Origin of the sequence: Siminovitchia sp. FSL W7-1587, from assembly GCF_037963795.1 — a bacterium.
Classification (GTDB): domain Bacteria; phylum Bacillota; class Bacilli; order Bacillales; family Bacillaceae_C; genus Siminovitchia; species Siminovitchia thermophila.
Map to the genome: position 1 here is coordinate 2,045,668 of NZ_CP150169.1, position 14,707 is coordinate 2,060,374.

A 14,707-nucleotide genomic window follows, 5' to 3' on the forward strand; every position below is an offset into this window, starting at 1 on the left:
ATCGCGAACCGGAGTTATCCACATCTCTTTCCGAAATTTGGTGGTTCATTTCTTCCACAAATCTTATTATGTAGTATAATGATAATTAGAAAAATTTCGTATTTAAATGAAGGGGGATATCAATATGGAACATATTACTCACGCCATTCAAGATGATTACCCGGATGAATTCGCCCATTGTTTCGGATGTGGGAGGTTAAATGAGGCCGGACACCATATTCGAACGGGATGGCAAGAAACAGAAACAGTGACCATTTATGAGCCAAAAAAAGAACATATGGCTATACCCGGATTCGTGTACGGCGGCTTGATCGCCTCCCTCATTGATTGCCATGGAACAGGCTCCGCGGCGCTTGCTTTACATAGAAAAAATGGCCATGAGCCCGGGAGCGGACACGAGCCTCCCCGCTTTGTAACAGCCTCTTTGCAAGTTCAATATGTGAAACCAACCCCGCAAGGCGTACCATTAAAAGCGGTCGGGAAGGTCGAAGAAATTCATCCGAAGAAATATAAAGTAGATGTGGAGGTTTTTGCGAAAGATACGGTTTGTGCAACAGGCGAAGTCGTTGCTGTCGTCATGCCGGATACTTTTAAAAAATGACTGAAAAAAGCATCCTTTCACGGGATGCTTTTTTTACAAATACAACTTATGTTCGTAAAGGAACCTATGGGTTATCCACATGAAAAATGCGTGTTGTGGATAACAGGAACCTCATTCCAACTCCTTGAAAAAAATTGTCTTTGAGCAGTAATTTCCCACCGTTATTTTTGAATAATGCTGTAATTAATTTTTAAAAAAGGGATCCCAAAAATTTTCATGTTGTGATGTGCCGCAAGCTTACCCTCACGTGTTTCTTGAATGATGAAGTTTTCGGATAACGGCAGCTTGAAAAGTGTTTTCCCGATTGCCAAATATATACCGGGATCTCCTTCACCCTCGCTTGTGAGAATGAGCGTGCCATCGCTAGCTTTGAGCTGTAAAATACCAATCATTGACGAATGGGGCAGAGGAAGCGCTATATTCATATACGTCCTGCCCTTTGTTTCATGCTGGGAGTAAATGGCTGTAAATACGGTTTTTTCCTTCACCTGGCGAATCCACGCGCGCGGATTTTTTCTTCCATCCAACATTGGATCGACCGCACATATGTTACATGTCATTTCAGTCCATTTGCTCGAGAGCGGCAAATTTAATTGCTGCAATTGTGTACTGATCAATTTGTAACAGACGGCTAATGGCTTAAACCAGGTTGACCACTTTACCGAAGCAAATAACCGATATTGATCTGTATGTTCATAAAAATCAACGATCGTTTTCGGTAAAGTTTTGATATGTACAAAGTCGCTTAGGTTATCCACCAATCCCGCCCGCTGTCCGCCAGTACTTTCTAGTGAACCGCGTATTTGGCTAACGGGGAAACGCCAAATAGCCTGACTCGTTTTAGGTGGTGCGACCACCCAGCCAAGCACACCCAACATGCCAAAAAAGAAACAATTCGTGAAACCATGGAATATTAGCATAAAATCAATACGAGCAAACCAAAATATGTGATTCGTTACATAAAGCAGTGAAAATAAAATGGTCACACCCAGCGCACTGTAAGAGATCCGTATCAAAATAGCCTGAACCTTTAAAGGGAAATGTGTTCGGAAGGCCAGTATGATTAAGCCGTAAATAGCAAATATGTATAACATAACTGAGATAAATTCAAGCAAAGGCCAAAAAGTAATGCCAATAGCAACAAGCATCGGGCCGGCCAAGATGATGGCTACAATCAGTCGATACCACCCCGACTCGTGCAGGCGCCCAAACAACCCGACAGATATAGGAAATAAAAAAGCGGAATAATGGAAATGAATAGCTGTAAGCCAAGTGATCAATGGACTAAAACCCGTATCAATTCCCGTTACATAAGCGAAAAACCAGAGGCCGCCGATCAATAAATACATCATCCCGATATCAATTGACATTTCTGCCCAGTTTGTAAAACCGCGCTTAAAAAAACGCCTTAGCCCATGAAAAGCCACAAAAAAGGTGAACGCCACATACACCAAAGCGAGCAGCATCTGCCCTGTACGCGAAGGCACAACTTGCAATAAAACGAGGGAAAGCATAACAAACCAAATGAAAATGACCTGTCTCCTCTTTAATTCAACGAGTAGCTGGAGCATCACGGGTATGAAAATCAACTGGGCAGCAGTCAACATGAACAAATATGGTTTCGGGGTCACAATGCAACTGGCTATGAAAAAGAATATACCCGCCACCGAAATGGAATTAAACAGATTGCTCCTTAAATTCTCCTTTATAAGCCATCAACCTTCCCGCAAGTTTATTTTGAATATCAACTTGAATCGTAAATACGTCCCGGGCATCGTCATATCTTTCCTCAACGGTTACCACTCCTTCTAATAAACGAGGCAATAGTATCTCGAATTTACCCATAACAAGTCGTTGAGAACCAGAACGAATGTGCATGTATCCTTCAGGAGTCACCTTAAATCGTAAATCCGAATAAAATAAGCGCGGCTCACCTACATAATCCTTCACCATTTTGCGTTTTACATCAATCGTCATAAACGCATTAAAATGACGAGTAACTTTTTCAAAGTAAAAAGTGCGCTCCCAATAGATTTCTACCTCACCCGTCGGTAATAAGCGACTTGTATTTTTGATGTCAAAAGGTATACCCTCCCCATTTTCAGGAAAAAGAAAGTGCCACCGTGTGGCCGCTTTTAACAAAGGAGTCAGCCAAGCAGCACCCTTTTCAATTTTTTCCATCGTTCCGACACCATGAAACGGTTCGCCAATCGTCAGTGCATAGCGCTCTTGCAACTTTGGATGAAGTCTATGAAAATCCTTGCCCAAAAGCTCTTTGTAAATGGGCAATTAGACCGCCTCCCTTCTTGCACGCCTGCAACTTGAAGCCGATGGCAAATCGTTGGCCAATAAAAAACCAATAATGGACAGGACCCAAAGACTGGCATTAAAAGTAACAGGATTAAACGGAGCCAACCAAAGCGAAGGACTGGCAATGAAGGAACTGATCGTTAAAATTGGAAATATGATCATTTGCAGTGCGAATAAATGTCTTTTAGTTGGATAAAGAAGCCAAACCACAGCAAATAACACTTCCAATAACCCAATGACCCATACCCATTTTACAACAACAGTCTCCTCCAAGGAGATGAAGCTGGAAAGCATGGATACTTCCTCAGGATGTTTTGCAATCATCTTCGGTACCAAGCCGTGGTATAACCATATAAAAAAAAAGAACATGGTGATGATGCCAATACTAAAAAAACGCAAATACTGTGATCGCGGCAATTCTCCCCGTTCAATCCACCGTTTTAGTACATCAAAGCTAAGAGCGGTCCCCCATCCCATGGCAGGGCGAAATAAAAGGTCGAGAAACTTGCCAAATAAACCGAACCGACCTTCATAGTCATACTGGGTGATAAAAATGGTTCCATTATTTGATGGCACATACTTCCAATAGCCCTTTCCTTCTGAAATGGGCGATATTTTTTGATCGGTCCCAAAGTGGAGGGAAGATGCTTTTGAACCGTCCTTCTTACTATGTGTGCCGACACTTTTACCCCAGCCAGTGACTTTTACGCCACACCCCAAGCGCCTTTCGTATCGAAAGGATTGCGGATCATCTTCCGACTTTTTGGGTAAATATGTAATAGAGGAAAAACGCAAATCCCATTGTTCATGAAGTTCAGGATTTTGCGTCTTTTCCCATACTTCTTCTACAGATGCGTCAATCGGTATTTCCACATAAATAGGCTTTCCTTTCACCAAATCCCCCCTTCATTTTATGAACGTAACATAAATCCCGCCCCATAATGAAAAATTCCTGTCCATCTGGTCATATTAGGTGATAAAAATGGTTTCATTATTTGATGGCAATACTTCCAATAGCCTTTTTCCCTTCTGTAATGGCCAATATTGTCCCAAAATGCAGGGAAGATGCTTATGAACCGTCATTCTTACTGGTGCCGATGCTTTTCCCCCCAGCCAAAAACTTTTACGCCGCACCCCAAGCGCCTTTCGTATCGAAAGGATTGCCGATCATCTTCCGACTTTTTGGGTAAATATGTAATAGAGGAAACGCGAATCCTATTGCCCATGAAGCTTAGGATTTGCGTCATTTTCCATACTTCTTCTACAGGTGCCGGCATTCGATCGGTTTAAAATCAAAGAGTGGAGGGATCGCCGTCTGATTACTTAACAATTTAGACATGAAAGCCCGATAACACGGCTATGTTGGTGGGAATCGCTCTATTTCTCTTAAAGCAGTTCCAAAAACGCCCTGTTGCGAATCCCAATCTGTATCTTCTCGAACCAAAACTTGCGAATAAAAAGATATGGCATATGATGATAAAATGCTATACCAGCCCTCCAAATGTTTATGTTTTTACAACAGAAATGGACTGCAAACACTGAGTTATTCGAGAATCCCATTCGTCACACTGTAACGTCGCGGGAGTCTCAAATTCCCCTTCACTTTTTGGATAAGTCCTCGACTTCCTTATAATTTTTTATAAAAGTATCCTCATAGTATGGATGTTTTTCCGTCCTGCATCTGTCAAAATCTTCAACTGGATTCTTACCATCAAGCTTTGGCACATGCTTAAAATCCCTCAGAATCTCAAAAAGGCACAGTTCACACAAGCTGAATTCCAGTAAGTCACCATCAAAAGGACTGCTATAGCCAAAATACGCATGAAAATCGTGAAACAAATTGCCTATAAAATCAATGTCCTCGGGTTCACACTCATGATAACGACCACACCTATTACAGAAAAAACTAGTTTTTATTTTTGGTTTCATTTCTCCGCCCCTTTCATTTCATGACAAAACTTCCAGACTTCTATCCTTTTATATTGTCTGGATGGGTCGCCAACGGACCCAAGTAATTCAGTATCAAAAGCCCAGCCATTAGCCGAACGCGCATAATCCTTCAGAACGGCACAAAATATATCGTTCCAGTTTTTTAGGTATAAAGCCAATGTTTCACATATTTATTCAACACCCATTTTACCAAATCAACTGACCGTCCATCTCCTTTTGCTCATCCGCTGTAAGCAATCTTTTTCTGTAAATGCCGACTGCCCCCAGTTGTACACGATGGCATCAACATAACAAGCGGGATCCATCTCTTTATATTTATCTATTCGCCATATCGAATTGATTGTTTGCATTGTCACCCACTGTTAAGCCCGGATGATCAAAACAATCTTTGCTTTTTTGTACATCTTTTTTTCGTGATAAATGAGTCTTTGTGTATGTCACTTTTACATTTTCCCGCATAACCTTTAACCAATCTTTTCACTTCATGACGTTGCGTTAAACGCTGAAACGATTGATTTCCCTTTATCTTCATTAAGATAACATAAATTCCGCCCAAAATGAAAAAGTTTCTGGCCAAGTTTTTGCAAGCAAAAAAATGTCTTCTAGGTAAAATTTTTTCAATGCCGCCTCTGAAAAAACTTTCCTCTCCCGCACTCGTATACATGGTCATTCAGACGAGAGAAAGACAAATGAAAAACAGGCATTTGGGGTTCACTAATTGCTCTTGCACTCATTATTGGCGCAGTCGTATGGTATTTTAACACCGCTTCCACTGCCCCCCCATTGTTAGACACATCTATGAATTGGAGGGTGCAGTTTATCTAGGGAAAAACTCTTTAAAAATATTAATCAAACAATACCGGAGGAATGGAAAGATTGTAAAAGTATATAGCACGAATGCGAGATCATTGAACAGCATGAAGGAAAAAATGGATATCCAGGATACCGAATATGGAAGTAAAGTACTGTTTGATTTAGATGGAAAATGGTTCGTCATCTATGCAACGGTTGTGACGGAAGAAAAATAGTTTAATCAAACATTTGATTATTGAAGAAGTAATCCGTGCATACAGACTTCATCATAAGCCTCTTTCAGCTAATCAAACATTTGATTAAAACAACTTGAATTACTAAGAGGGAACTCCATTTCTCAACTTTTTTGAACTGGCTGAAAGTGTGAAATCCATGGAACAACTCCTTTTGTAAAAGTTCTTAAACAAAAAAAAGGGGCATCCAACGATGTTTTGGCGCCCCCCTCTGGTCATTTCGTCTATTTTATGTCAAATCCGGTGAGAAACTAGATTTCAAAGCACTTTCATTTAGACATTTCGTCCATTTACCCTTCTCTGCTTATTTAACAAATAACCCCGCCACTTCTTCTTTATCATTAAAAGTGATGGTGAAAGTGCGTTTGTCCTTACTATATTTGGCAACGAAAATAACGATATATAAGCCGTCCTTTTCTTCAACTGAAGATTTATCAATTTTTTCAAAAGTGCCGGATTGCTCGATAATCGGAGTCAGCTCCTCCATTTGATCTTCCGGTAGCTTTTCCTTCATTGTTTCGTCAAACATGGCGCGTACTTCTTTATATTTGGCTTCATTAATTAATGAGACGACTTCTTCAGCCTTCGCCACGTATTTCTCCGCAGTCGCATCGTCAACTTTGTTGCCCCCACAGGCAACAAGCGCAAGCATGACAACAACACTCAACATAGTGAATAACATTCTCTTCATGTTAAAACTCCCTTTCTTTTAATCCATATACTATAAGAGAAAAGAGCCAACGCAATCATCGCCAGCGTAACTTCCAATACAATCATTACACTCTCTTTCGGCACATATAATGGTAAAATTCCAACTAATGAATCTACTAGACCATGGATGAAAATAGCCAGTACGACATAAAGAAATTTCTTATGCACAACTCCCTGCAGCACCATAATCGAAAGCCCTATATGCAATAATATCGCAAAGAAACGCTCAATGCCGCCAAGAAAAAAAGCTTCATTGTAGGCAAGAGCAGTTGGTGAAAACAATAAGGTTAATGCTTGGATCCCTACAAATATGACTGCTTCAATACCGCCATGCCCCGCACCAAATAAAAACCCGGATTTCCAATCACGCTGCACCATAAAAAAACGCATCGCGATAAAACGAGCAAGTCCTTCCACAATCCCGGCCGATAAACCAATGACTATGGCAAATAGAACAGGCTGCGTGGCACTAAACATGGAAAAGGCTATACTATTTTCCCCCAAGTATTTCAGGATCGGAACACGAAATAAAACTTGAGATACAACAAATGCCAATACACCTAACAAAAACGGAATATATCGTTTCCGATAAAACGCGTACACAAGCGCAACAAGCGGCAACCCCACGCTTATGGCCGCGGCAAAAATAACGCCAGCCATAACAAATCACTCCCTTATAAAAGGGTATAATAACAGCCGGATAAAGTATGCAGCTTTATCATACTCGGTTCATTTTTCATCATAATTGGTCAGGTAGACTCCTGCGGGAATAGCCCGAGCCGAAGATCCCGAGGAAAGCGACCTTTGCTTTCCGAGGAAGCTGAAGAGACATGCGAAAAGCGAAATATGTTGACGTACGTAGCGATGATAGGGATTTTTTTACACAAATGGGACTGGACATAAGTTGAAAGCTGATTGATCGTGAGAATAAAATTGCGTGAAATCAAGGTTTTTAAACTTGATTTCACGCGGTTTGTTTCATTATGACCGTTAAAAAATCACTCACAAAGGAAGATAGAATAATTTACAAAGCGAAAACCGGAACATTCGCACTGTTTATGGATTTCCACACATAAAGATGGCACATTGTTATGGAATGAGATTAGTTGCCTATTTTTCATCAAAAAGGGAAAGGCGACGATTGATTTTCCAAAATCCATTGCTTTAGATAAGAGCTTCTGCCTGTACCGAGGCAGAACTTTTTCACGATATGGTTAGGAATTAAACCCTTTCCCCTACTTTTTCACTATAAAAGTTTGCACAAAATATGGGGCATGAAAAGTCGTCTCTAACGTCACATTTGCTGTTTTATCAATCAAACGCTTTAACGAAAATAACCCATATCCCCGGTTCCCTTCTTTGCTGGAATAGCGTTTCTCATATATTTTCTGCAAATCCACCGCCTCGTCCCGGCAACTATTACGGACAATAAAATATTGGCGATCCTCTTTTTCAAAAAAGGCCAGTTGCAACATTTTTTCCTCGCTTTGAACCGCTTCTTCAATCGCATTATCCACTAAAATAGAAAGGGCGCGAATAAAAGCAACTTTGGGCATCGCAATCTCTTCAACCGTCTGAGGAATATCTACCATCACTTTTACTTGTTGTTGCTGGGCGGCGATCAATTTTACGCTCAACACGCTTTTCACTTCTGGAATAGCGACGCGCGATAACTTCACAATATCCAACTCGCGATTATTCATCAGCTTGGAAGTCGGAGCGATCACATCATGATAAACCTGCTCAATTTGCTTGATATCTTTCGAGCGCACGCCCGCATCCAGTGCCAATAATACATTCATATAATCATGGCGAAAACTGGCCAATTCTTCATGCAACAGCTCCAGCTTCCCCACATAATCGAGCAATTCTTTGTCTAAACGTTCCTGTTGTTCTTCCAACATTCTTTCTTTTGACAAATGCGAGCTGATCAATATGATTAATAGCAACACAAAAAATAAAATGAATGCCGCAATATAGCTTACTTGTCCATATTGTTGATGTAAGGCGGCCAATAAATTGGTGGATGGCACCGTCAAAATCAGCTCCACGATGAGTCCGGCAATAAGAAGCATATAGGTTACATAATAAAGAGGGCTATCCACCATAAATTGTGCAAGCTTTTGAATCTGCTTACGCCACAGGACAATGCCAATGAAAATGACGATCGAACTGAGGAGATGGATGATGCTAGACGTCCATAAATACAAATTAAATGGCGTTAACATAAACAGCTTCATGCCCAGCTCCATCAACACCATTTTCGCCAATGTGATAACGACGATACTCATTAATGCAAAGTAAAGATTTTGGATAAATGTTAAGTCGTCCTTCAATAAACCCAAACTTAACAGAAACAGCAGCAACATAATCAAATTAAATTCCGGATAACCCGTTGTCTGCACAACAATCCCAAGCAAAATCGTAAAGACAATGCTAACAGTGATCACCATTGTATAGGACAGGCGGTTATAGCGGATTAACCGAATGTACAATAACACATGGCTAATACCAATCAGCACGATCGCGGCAATATCATACACATACATTTACAGCTCACCCTTTAACAGTTGGCGCACTTTGCGGACTAAACGGCGCGACACCGGGATACGTTTGCCGCTTTTTAAAACGATCATCTTCTGCGTTGCGTCATAAGAGGACATCTGCACTGTATTCACAATATAAGATTGATGGCAGCGAAACAAACGGTTGTCCAGTGTTTCCATCTCTTTTAACGCCCCATAAAAATAAACCAAACGGTCCGTCGTGACCAAGGCTAAACGATGCGGCCCATCTGTCATGATATATTCTACTGTGGCAAACGGCACACGTACCGTTGCCCGGGCGTTTTCAACAATAAAATCATCAGCCGGCATATCAGCCATATTGCGGGCCTTATAATGAAGAAGACATTGTTCAAACATGCGGAAGCGCTCATCATAAGGCAATCCTTTATCAATAAACGTTAAAGCAGACACCATATATTGATAAGAGATCGGCGCAAATTCGGAATGCGTTGTGACAAATACAATAATGCCTTGGGCATCATATTCGCGAATCTCTTGCGCGACTTGCAAACCTTTGCGCTCCTCACTTTTAATTTCAATATCTAAAAAATAGATCGGCACAAAAGTCGTCAGCGGTATTTTTTCGATAATATCCGCACTTTTACTCGTCACTTCTATAAAATCATGCGGCAACTGATGTTTCTCGCAAATTTCCTCCACCAGTCGCTTTAGATGCTGCGCTTGAATCACATCATCTTCCAAAATAAAAATACTCAATGCCATCACTCGCTTTAAGGCAGTCTCTCAATAGCATAGCACGGATTTGCCCAATCGTTGAAGCGTACTGCGCCAATTGTTTTCTTGTCTAAAACTAAACCGGATGGAATACGTTTGCTGTTAAGCGCAGACATTCGCTGAGACCTGGACTTGGCTTAACAGCACCGAAAAGCAATCTGATTGTAAAAAAACAGCCCAAGAAAAATTTAAATTCTATTGCCGTAATGAACCGAGAAACATTGATGATTTTTAAAAGGGAGGAATCACTTTGGACAAGACTGCCTTTTCACACGTCCATTTTCTAAAAATGGCTATTCATACAGGCGGCGCCGCAACAAAAAACAGGAAGCTTATCTTAGAACAAGTTGCTACAAAGACACGCCATCTGCTCAAAAGGAAAAATAGCGTGTAGAGAACAATATCTGCTTTCTCCACAAACTAATAATTCCTTCTACGTTCATTCGACCGGATTTACATTTCTTTTTGTCACTGATCCATCCATCAGTCTCACAAATGCCCCATAAAACTAATCGCTGTTTCAACCCCCTTCTCCGTAAAACTGATAAGACCTGCTAAAGATACCCTTTTTGTCATATGGGCAATTTCCTGCTTGTTCACGAAACGAATGTTCAACTTTGGAGCTATCGAAGGAACGAATAAACATCCAAGCGCCCTTCCATCTTTTCCAAGAAGCAGTGAAACAACGGCAGTCCTTTTCATTGCGAAATCGGACATTTTAGCCGAATTAAAAACCATCAATTGATATGAGTCCAAGGCCAAAATAAACACAAGCCCTGTTGTTTAAGTCGTTTGACGTGAAAATGAAACGACTCTTGTACAACAACTTTGCTCATATCCAAAATGTGGGGTATTGTCGACTTTTCCGTAAGTTATTGATCGCATGAATAACGTTTGAACAAGGAACTGACAACATTCATTCATCCGGTCGACACTTCAGTCGAACACTCTTCGTTTCGGATAGCCCTTCGCACCCGGACCATTCTCCCCCACGCCTTGCAGCCCCAAGCTGCTGGCAGGCCTGGAGCTGAATCTATTTTTATATTATTAGGTAAAGCGACCTCTAATTTTACCAGATAAAAGATCAACCAGGGTGACCATCACGATGATCCCCAGTAAAATAATGCCTACCCGCTCCCAATCGCGAACACTTAAAGCGAAAATAAGCGGTGTGCCAATGCCGCCTGCCCCAATGACTCCTAATACTGAAGCGGCCCGCATATTTACTTCCAACCGATACATGACAAAAGAAAAATAGTTTGGCAACACTTGCGGAACAACCGCAAACATAAACGTTTTAACCGGATTTGCCCCCGTTGCGATTAACGCTTCCCTTGCGCTCAAGTCCACATTTTCAATGCTTTCGGAAATCAGCTTCCCCAACATGCCAACTGCGCCAATCCCTAAAGCCAGTACACCAGCGAAAGCCCCGGGCCCCACCGCTTTAATAAATAGTAAAGCAAGAACGATATCGGGAAAAACACGAATGAAACTTAGTATAAACTTGTTTGTTCCCACTAATGTTTTGCTTTTTGTAATATTGTTGGATGCCATAAACGCAAAAGGAATGCTGAGAATTCCCGCGATAAATGTTCCAAGAACCGCAATGGCAACGGTGTCCAACAATCCGCGAAGTAAATCTTCACCACCAGGATCGTACACATACGCCCAATCAGGCGAAAATAAACCCGCCATAATGGCCGAGACGATTTCCATAGAGGTTTCCTTTAGTTCGATGGCGGGTAATCCGGCAAAGGCCCATACATATATGGCAAGTATCACCAATCCGATGAAAAAACGGCGAATATAAACGATATTGTTGCGCTGCGTCATGTTAGTTTCTCCCTTATCCCCATACTGCAGTAATCAATTATAAGGACAACGATTAGTGTATATACAATGACGGATGATGTTTGCCCATATTGAAAAAATCCAAGTGTTTTTTCATAATATAATCCGATTCCCCCCGCACCAACTAATCCTAATACAGCCGCCGCCCGAATGTTGATTTCAAATGCATATAAGTAAAACGAAATAAACGAAGACATAACTTGCGGCACGACACCAAATACGATCCATTTGATTTTATTGGCGCCGACCGCTGTCATCGCTTCCATTGGTCCTGGATCAATCGATTCAATCGACTCATAAAATAACTTTGTAATGATCCCCAAAGAAAATAACATTAACGCAAAAATCCCGGGAATGGGCCCAATACCGAAAATAGCCACAAATAGTGCTGCCAATAGTAATTCGGGAAGTGTTCGGATCAGATTTAATATCAAACGGGCCGGAACAGTCACCCACCGTGAAAAAAAGATATTTCTTGCCGCCAACATCGCTAATGGGAAAGCCACTAATCCTCCCAATGTTGTACCCACAACAGCCATCCTGATTGTTTCCAGCATCGGCGCGGTCACCTCGGAAAAATACGCCCAGTCCGGGGGCACCAACTGAACAACTAACTCCCACATATTGGGAAGGCCATCCATTAATTCGGAAAAAGAAAAACCAATCTGCCATCCGCTTGCCAGCACAATCGCTATCACGAGTATACCTGTCATGAGCGACTTCGTTTTCGTTGGCGGAAGAGATGCGTCTTGCTCTAAAACATATGCTTTTTTCATTCGGCGACCCTCATCTTCGCATGTTTCTTGTCTTCTTTCGTATAGATTTGTTCAAATACTTCATCAGTCGCTTCGGATACAGCCCCATCAAATACAACTTCCCCATCACGCAATCCGATAATGCGCGTCGCATATTCCTTCGCTAATTCGACCGAATGTAAATTAACGACCATCGTTATATGCAGTTCTTGATTAATGCGGGCCAGATCATCCATTACTTGTCTCGTTGTTAACGGATCTAAAGAAGCCACTGGTTCATCCGCTAAAATAATGTTTGCTTCTTGAGCTAAGGCGCGGGCAATCGAAACCCTTTGTTGCTGACCTCCTGAAAGTTGATCCGCCCGTACATAGGCTTTTTCTCGTAAACCAACACGTTCCAACGCTTCTAACGCCAGTTCTTTATCTCGATTCGGAAACAAGCCTAACACCATTCGCAAGGTAGAATGATAACCCACTCGCCCAGACAACACATTTCGCATAACAGATGATCGGCGAACAAGATTGAAGTTTTGAAATATCATGCCAATATCCCGGCGAATTTCATAAAGCTCTTTCCCTTTTGCGCGAGTAATCGACTTTTGATTAACAATGATCTCTCCTTCCGTAATCATATGCAGTCGATTGATCGACCGTAATAACGTTGATTTTCCCGCACCAGACAAACCAACGATCACTACAAATTCCCCTTTATCAATATGTAAATGAATATCTTTTAAACCACGCGCTCCATTTGGGTATATTTTAGAAACATGTTTAAATTCAATCAAAATATTCCCTACCTTCATCATCATAAAGTGAAACTTCATTCAGTAGGCGTTTTCTTCCATCTCCTACTGAATGTTAGTTGAACGAATCGGGCATTTAGGTGCGTTTTCTCCCACTTGGACCTTTTGTATCAACTCAGGTCTTGATGTGGTGTATATGGCACCTTACATGCGAGATAAAAGGGAAATTGGCGGCCCAACCGTTTCCTGCCGGCCTTCATTTCCCTTTATCGTGCTTTTTCTCCTATATGTAGTTACGAGACAGACTTGGCATTCCCTGTTTGGTAGATAGGTTTTCTCTCCTATGTAGTTACGAGACAGTCTCCTTATTTAACTTCTTTACTCACCTTTTCTTCATATTCTCTTACAATATCAAAATTACTATCTTGTGATTCCACATATCCTTCATGGGAGTAAATATCACGAATGATCTCTTGTCCTTCCTTATCTTTTCCAATTTCAATAAAGGCTTGTGTGATTTTTTCTTTCATTTCATCACTAATGTCTGGCCGGACCGTAACCGTATCGTTCGGAATCGGTTCTGTAAATTCGATTACCTTTGTATCATCAAAAACTGTCTTATAATCATCAACGACTACATTCCGGGCATCTTGGAATGTAACAGCCGCGTCAACATCCCCATTGAGGAGAGAAATAATCGCTTGGTCATGGCCTTTTAATGTAACTGCTTCAACATCTTCCAAAGGATGAATGCCCGCTTCCATCAAGGTGGCTGCCGGCCACACAAACCCCGCAGAGGACGTAACGTTTTGATAGCCAATTTTCTTTCCTTTTAAATCTTCTACAGAGTCAATATCAGAATCTTTTTTGACGATAAAAATAGACTTATAGGAATCAACCAATTCTTCTGTTGGTGACCCATCATCATTTACCCCATAGCGCTGTGCTTGCAAGATAACATCTGCAGCACCTTGTTCTTTAGCGAGTACATATGCTGTAGGAGGCAAGAAACCAACATCTACTTGCTTCGATTTCATGGCTTCTACAATCGTGTTATAGTCGGTAGAAACGCTTACTTTTACTGGAATTTCCAGCTGATCACTCAATAACTTTTCCAGCGGCTTTGCTTTCGCTTCTAATGTATCTGCATTTTGCGATGGAACGAACTGTACAGACAACTCTTCTATTTCTTCGCCTTCGCCATCTGTTTTTTTCGATTCCTCATCACCACTGCATGCCGATAACACCGCCAGGGACATGATTAATAAAATGAAACACGCTTGCAACCATTTCTTCATAAAAAAATGACCCCCATCATGCGTAATTTTTATAGTGAACATTCCATCACTACCGGTTTTTGCATACGCTGCATAAAATGCTATATGCTGTTGAAACTATAATGGTTAATCTTTCCATTCCCTCCTAATATATCTAG

14 protein-coding genes are annotated in these 14,707 nt (G+C 41.3%); 1 reads left to right on the top strand and 13 read right to left on the bottom strand.

The genetic code is table 11. The features are described 5' to 3' along the window. Nucleotides 1-124 precede the first annotated feature (124 nt). Nucleotides 125-601 (top strand): PaaI family thioesterase, encoded by a 477-nt coding sequence (locus NST31_RS09500; RefSeq protein WP_339165240.1) that lies wholly within the window; start codon nucleotides 125-127, stop codon nucleotides 599-601. A 161-nt stretch (nucleotides 602-762) separates the two neighbouring features. On the opposite strand, the gene NST31_RS09505 is transcribed toward NST31_RS09500, so the two are convergent. The 13 genes from NST31_RS09505 to NST31_RS09565 all read right to left on the bottom strand — a co-directional run bounded on the left by NST31_RS09505 (nucleotide 763) and on the right by NST31_RS09565 (nucleotide 14,570). Next, nucleotides 763-2,232 (bottom strand): YndJ family protein, encoded by a 1,470-nt coding sequence (locus NST31_RS09505; RefSeq protein WP_339165241.1) that lies wholly within the window; start codon nucleotides 2,230-2,232, stop codon nucleotides 763-765. Nucleotides 2,233-2,278: 46 nt separating this feature from the next. Beyond that, the gene (locus NST31_RS09510; RefSeq protein WP_339165242.1) at nucleotides 2,279-2,890 is read right to left on the bottom strand and encodes a DUF4166 domain-containing protein; all 612 of its coding nucleotides are present in this window, start codon (nucleotides 2,888-2,890) and stop codon (nucleotides 2,279-2,281) included. Next, nucleotides 2,891-3,805 (bottom strand): DoxX-like family protein, encoded by a 915-nt coding sequence (locus NST31_RS09515; RefSeq protein WP_077113899.1) that lies wholly within the window; start codon nucleotides 3,803-3,805, stop codon nucleotides 2,891-2,893. It abuts the gene before it with no gap. Nucleotides 3,806-4,510: 705 nt separating this feature from the next. Beyond that, nucleotides 4,511-4,840 (bottom strand): hypothetical protein, encoded by a 330-nt coding sequence (locus NST31_RS09520; protein WP_339165245.1) that lies wholly within the window; start codon nucleotides 4,838-4,840, stop codon nucleotides 4,511-4,513. A 1,371-nt stretch (nucleotides 4,841-6,211) separates the two neighbouring features. After that, entirely contained in the window at nucleotides 6,212-6,598 is a 387-nt protein-coding gene (locus NST31_RS09525) for a DUF3887 domain-containing protein (protein ID WP_077113903.1), read from the bottom strand. Then, nucleotides 6,595-7,278, bottom strand: coding sequence for a YhfC family glutamic-type intramembrane protease (locus NST31_RS09530; RefSeq protein ID WP_077113904.1), 684 nt, complete (start codon nucleotides 7,276-7,278; stop codon nucleotides 6,595-6,597). The genes NST31_RS09525 and NST31_RS09530 overlap by 4 nt, the downstream gene beginning before the upstream one ends. Before the next feature lie 575 nt (nucleotides 7,279-7,853). After that, a complete protein-coding gene (locus tag NST31_RS09535; RefSeq protein ID WP_339165246.1) occupies nucleotides 7,854-9,167 on the bottom strand; it encodes a GHKL domain-containing protein in 1,314 nt (437 codons plus the stop codon). After that, on the bottom strand, nucleotides 9,168-9,902 hold the full coding sequence (locus NST31_RS09540; RefSeq protein WP_339165248.1) for a response regulator transcription factor: 735 nt from the start codon (nucleotides 9,900-9,902) through the stop codon (nucleotides 9,168-9,170). A gap of 507 nt (nucleotides 9,903-10,409) precedes the next feature. Further along, nucleotides 10,410-10,661, bottom strand: a complete 252-nt coding sequence (locus NST31_RS09545) for a hypothetical protein (protein ID WP_139345729.1) — start codon at nucleotides 10,659-10,661, stop codon at nucleotides 10,410-10,412. A 306-nt stretch (nucleotides 10,662-10,967) separates the two neighbouring features. Continuing rightward, entirely contained in the window at nucleotides 10,968-11,753 is a 786-nt protein-coding gene (phnE, locus tag NST31_RS09550) for a phosphonate ABC transporter, permease protein PhnE (protein WP_077113907.1), read from the bottom strand. Further along, the gene (gene phnE / locus NST31_RS09555; protein ID WP_339165251.1) at nucleotides 11,750-12,547 is read right to left on the bottom strand and encodes a phosphonate ABC transporter, permease protein PhnE; all 798 of its coding nucleotides are present in this window, start codon (nucleotides 12,545-12,547) and stop codon (nucleotides 11,750-11,752) included. The genes phnE (NST31_RS09550) and phnE (NST31_RS09555) overlap by 4 nt, the downstream gene beginning before the upstream one ends. Then, nucleotides 12,544-13,332, bottom strand: coding sequence for a phosphonate ABC transporter ATP-binding protein (phnC, locus tag NST31_RS09560; protein WP_236017116.1), 789 nt, complete (start codon nucleotides 13,330-13,332; stop codon nucleotides 12,544-12,546). Before phnC ends, phnE (NST31_RS09555) begins: the two co-directional genes overlap by 4 nt. 305 nt (nucleotides 13,333-13,637) lie before the next feature. Continuing rightward, nucleotides 13,638-14,570, bottom strand: coding sequence for a phosphate/phosphite/phosphonate ABC transporter substrate-binding protein (locus tag NST31_RS09565; RefSeq protein ID WP_339165253.1), 933 nt, complete (start codon nucleotides 14,568-14,570; stop codon nucleotides 13,638-13,640). Nucleotides 14,571-14,707 lie beyond the last annotated feature (137 nt).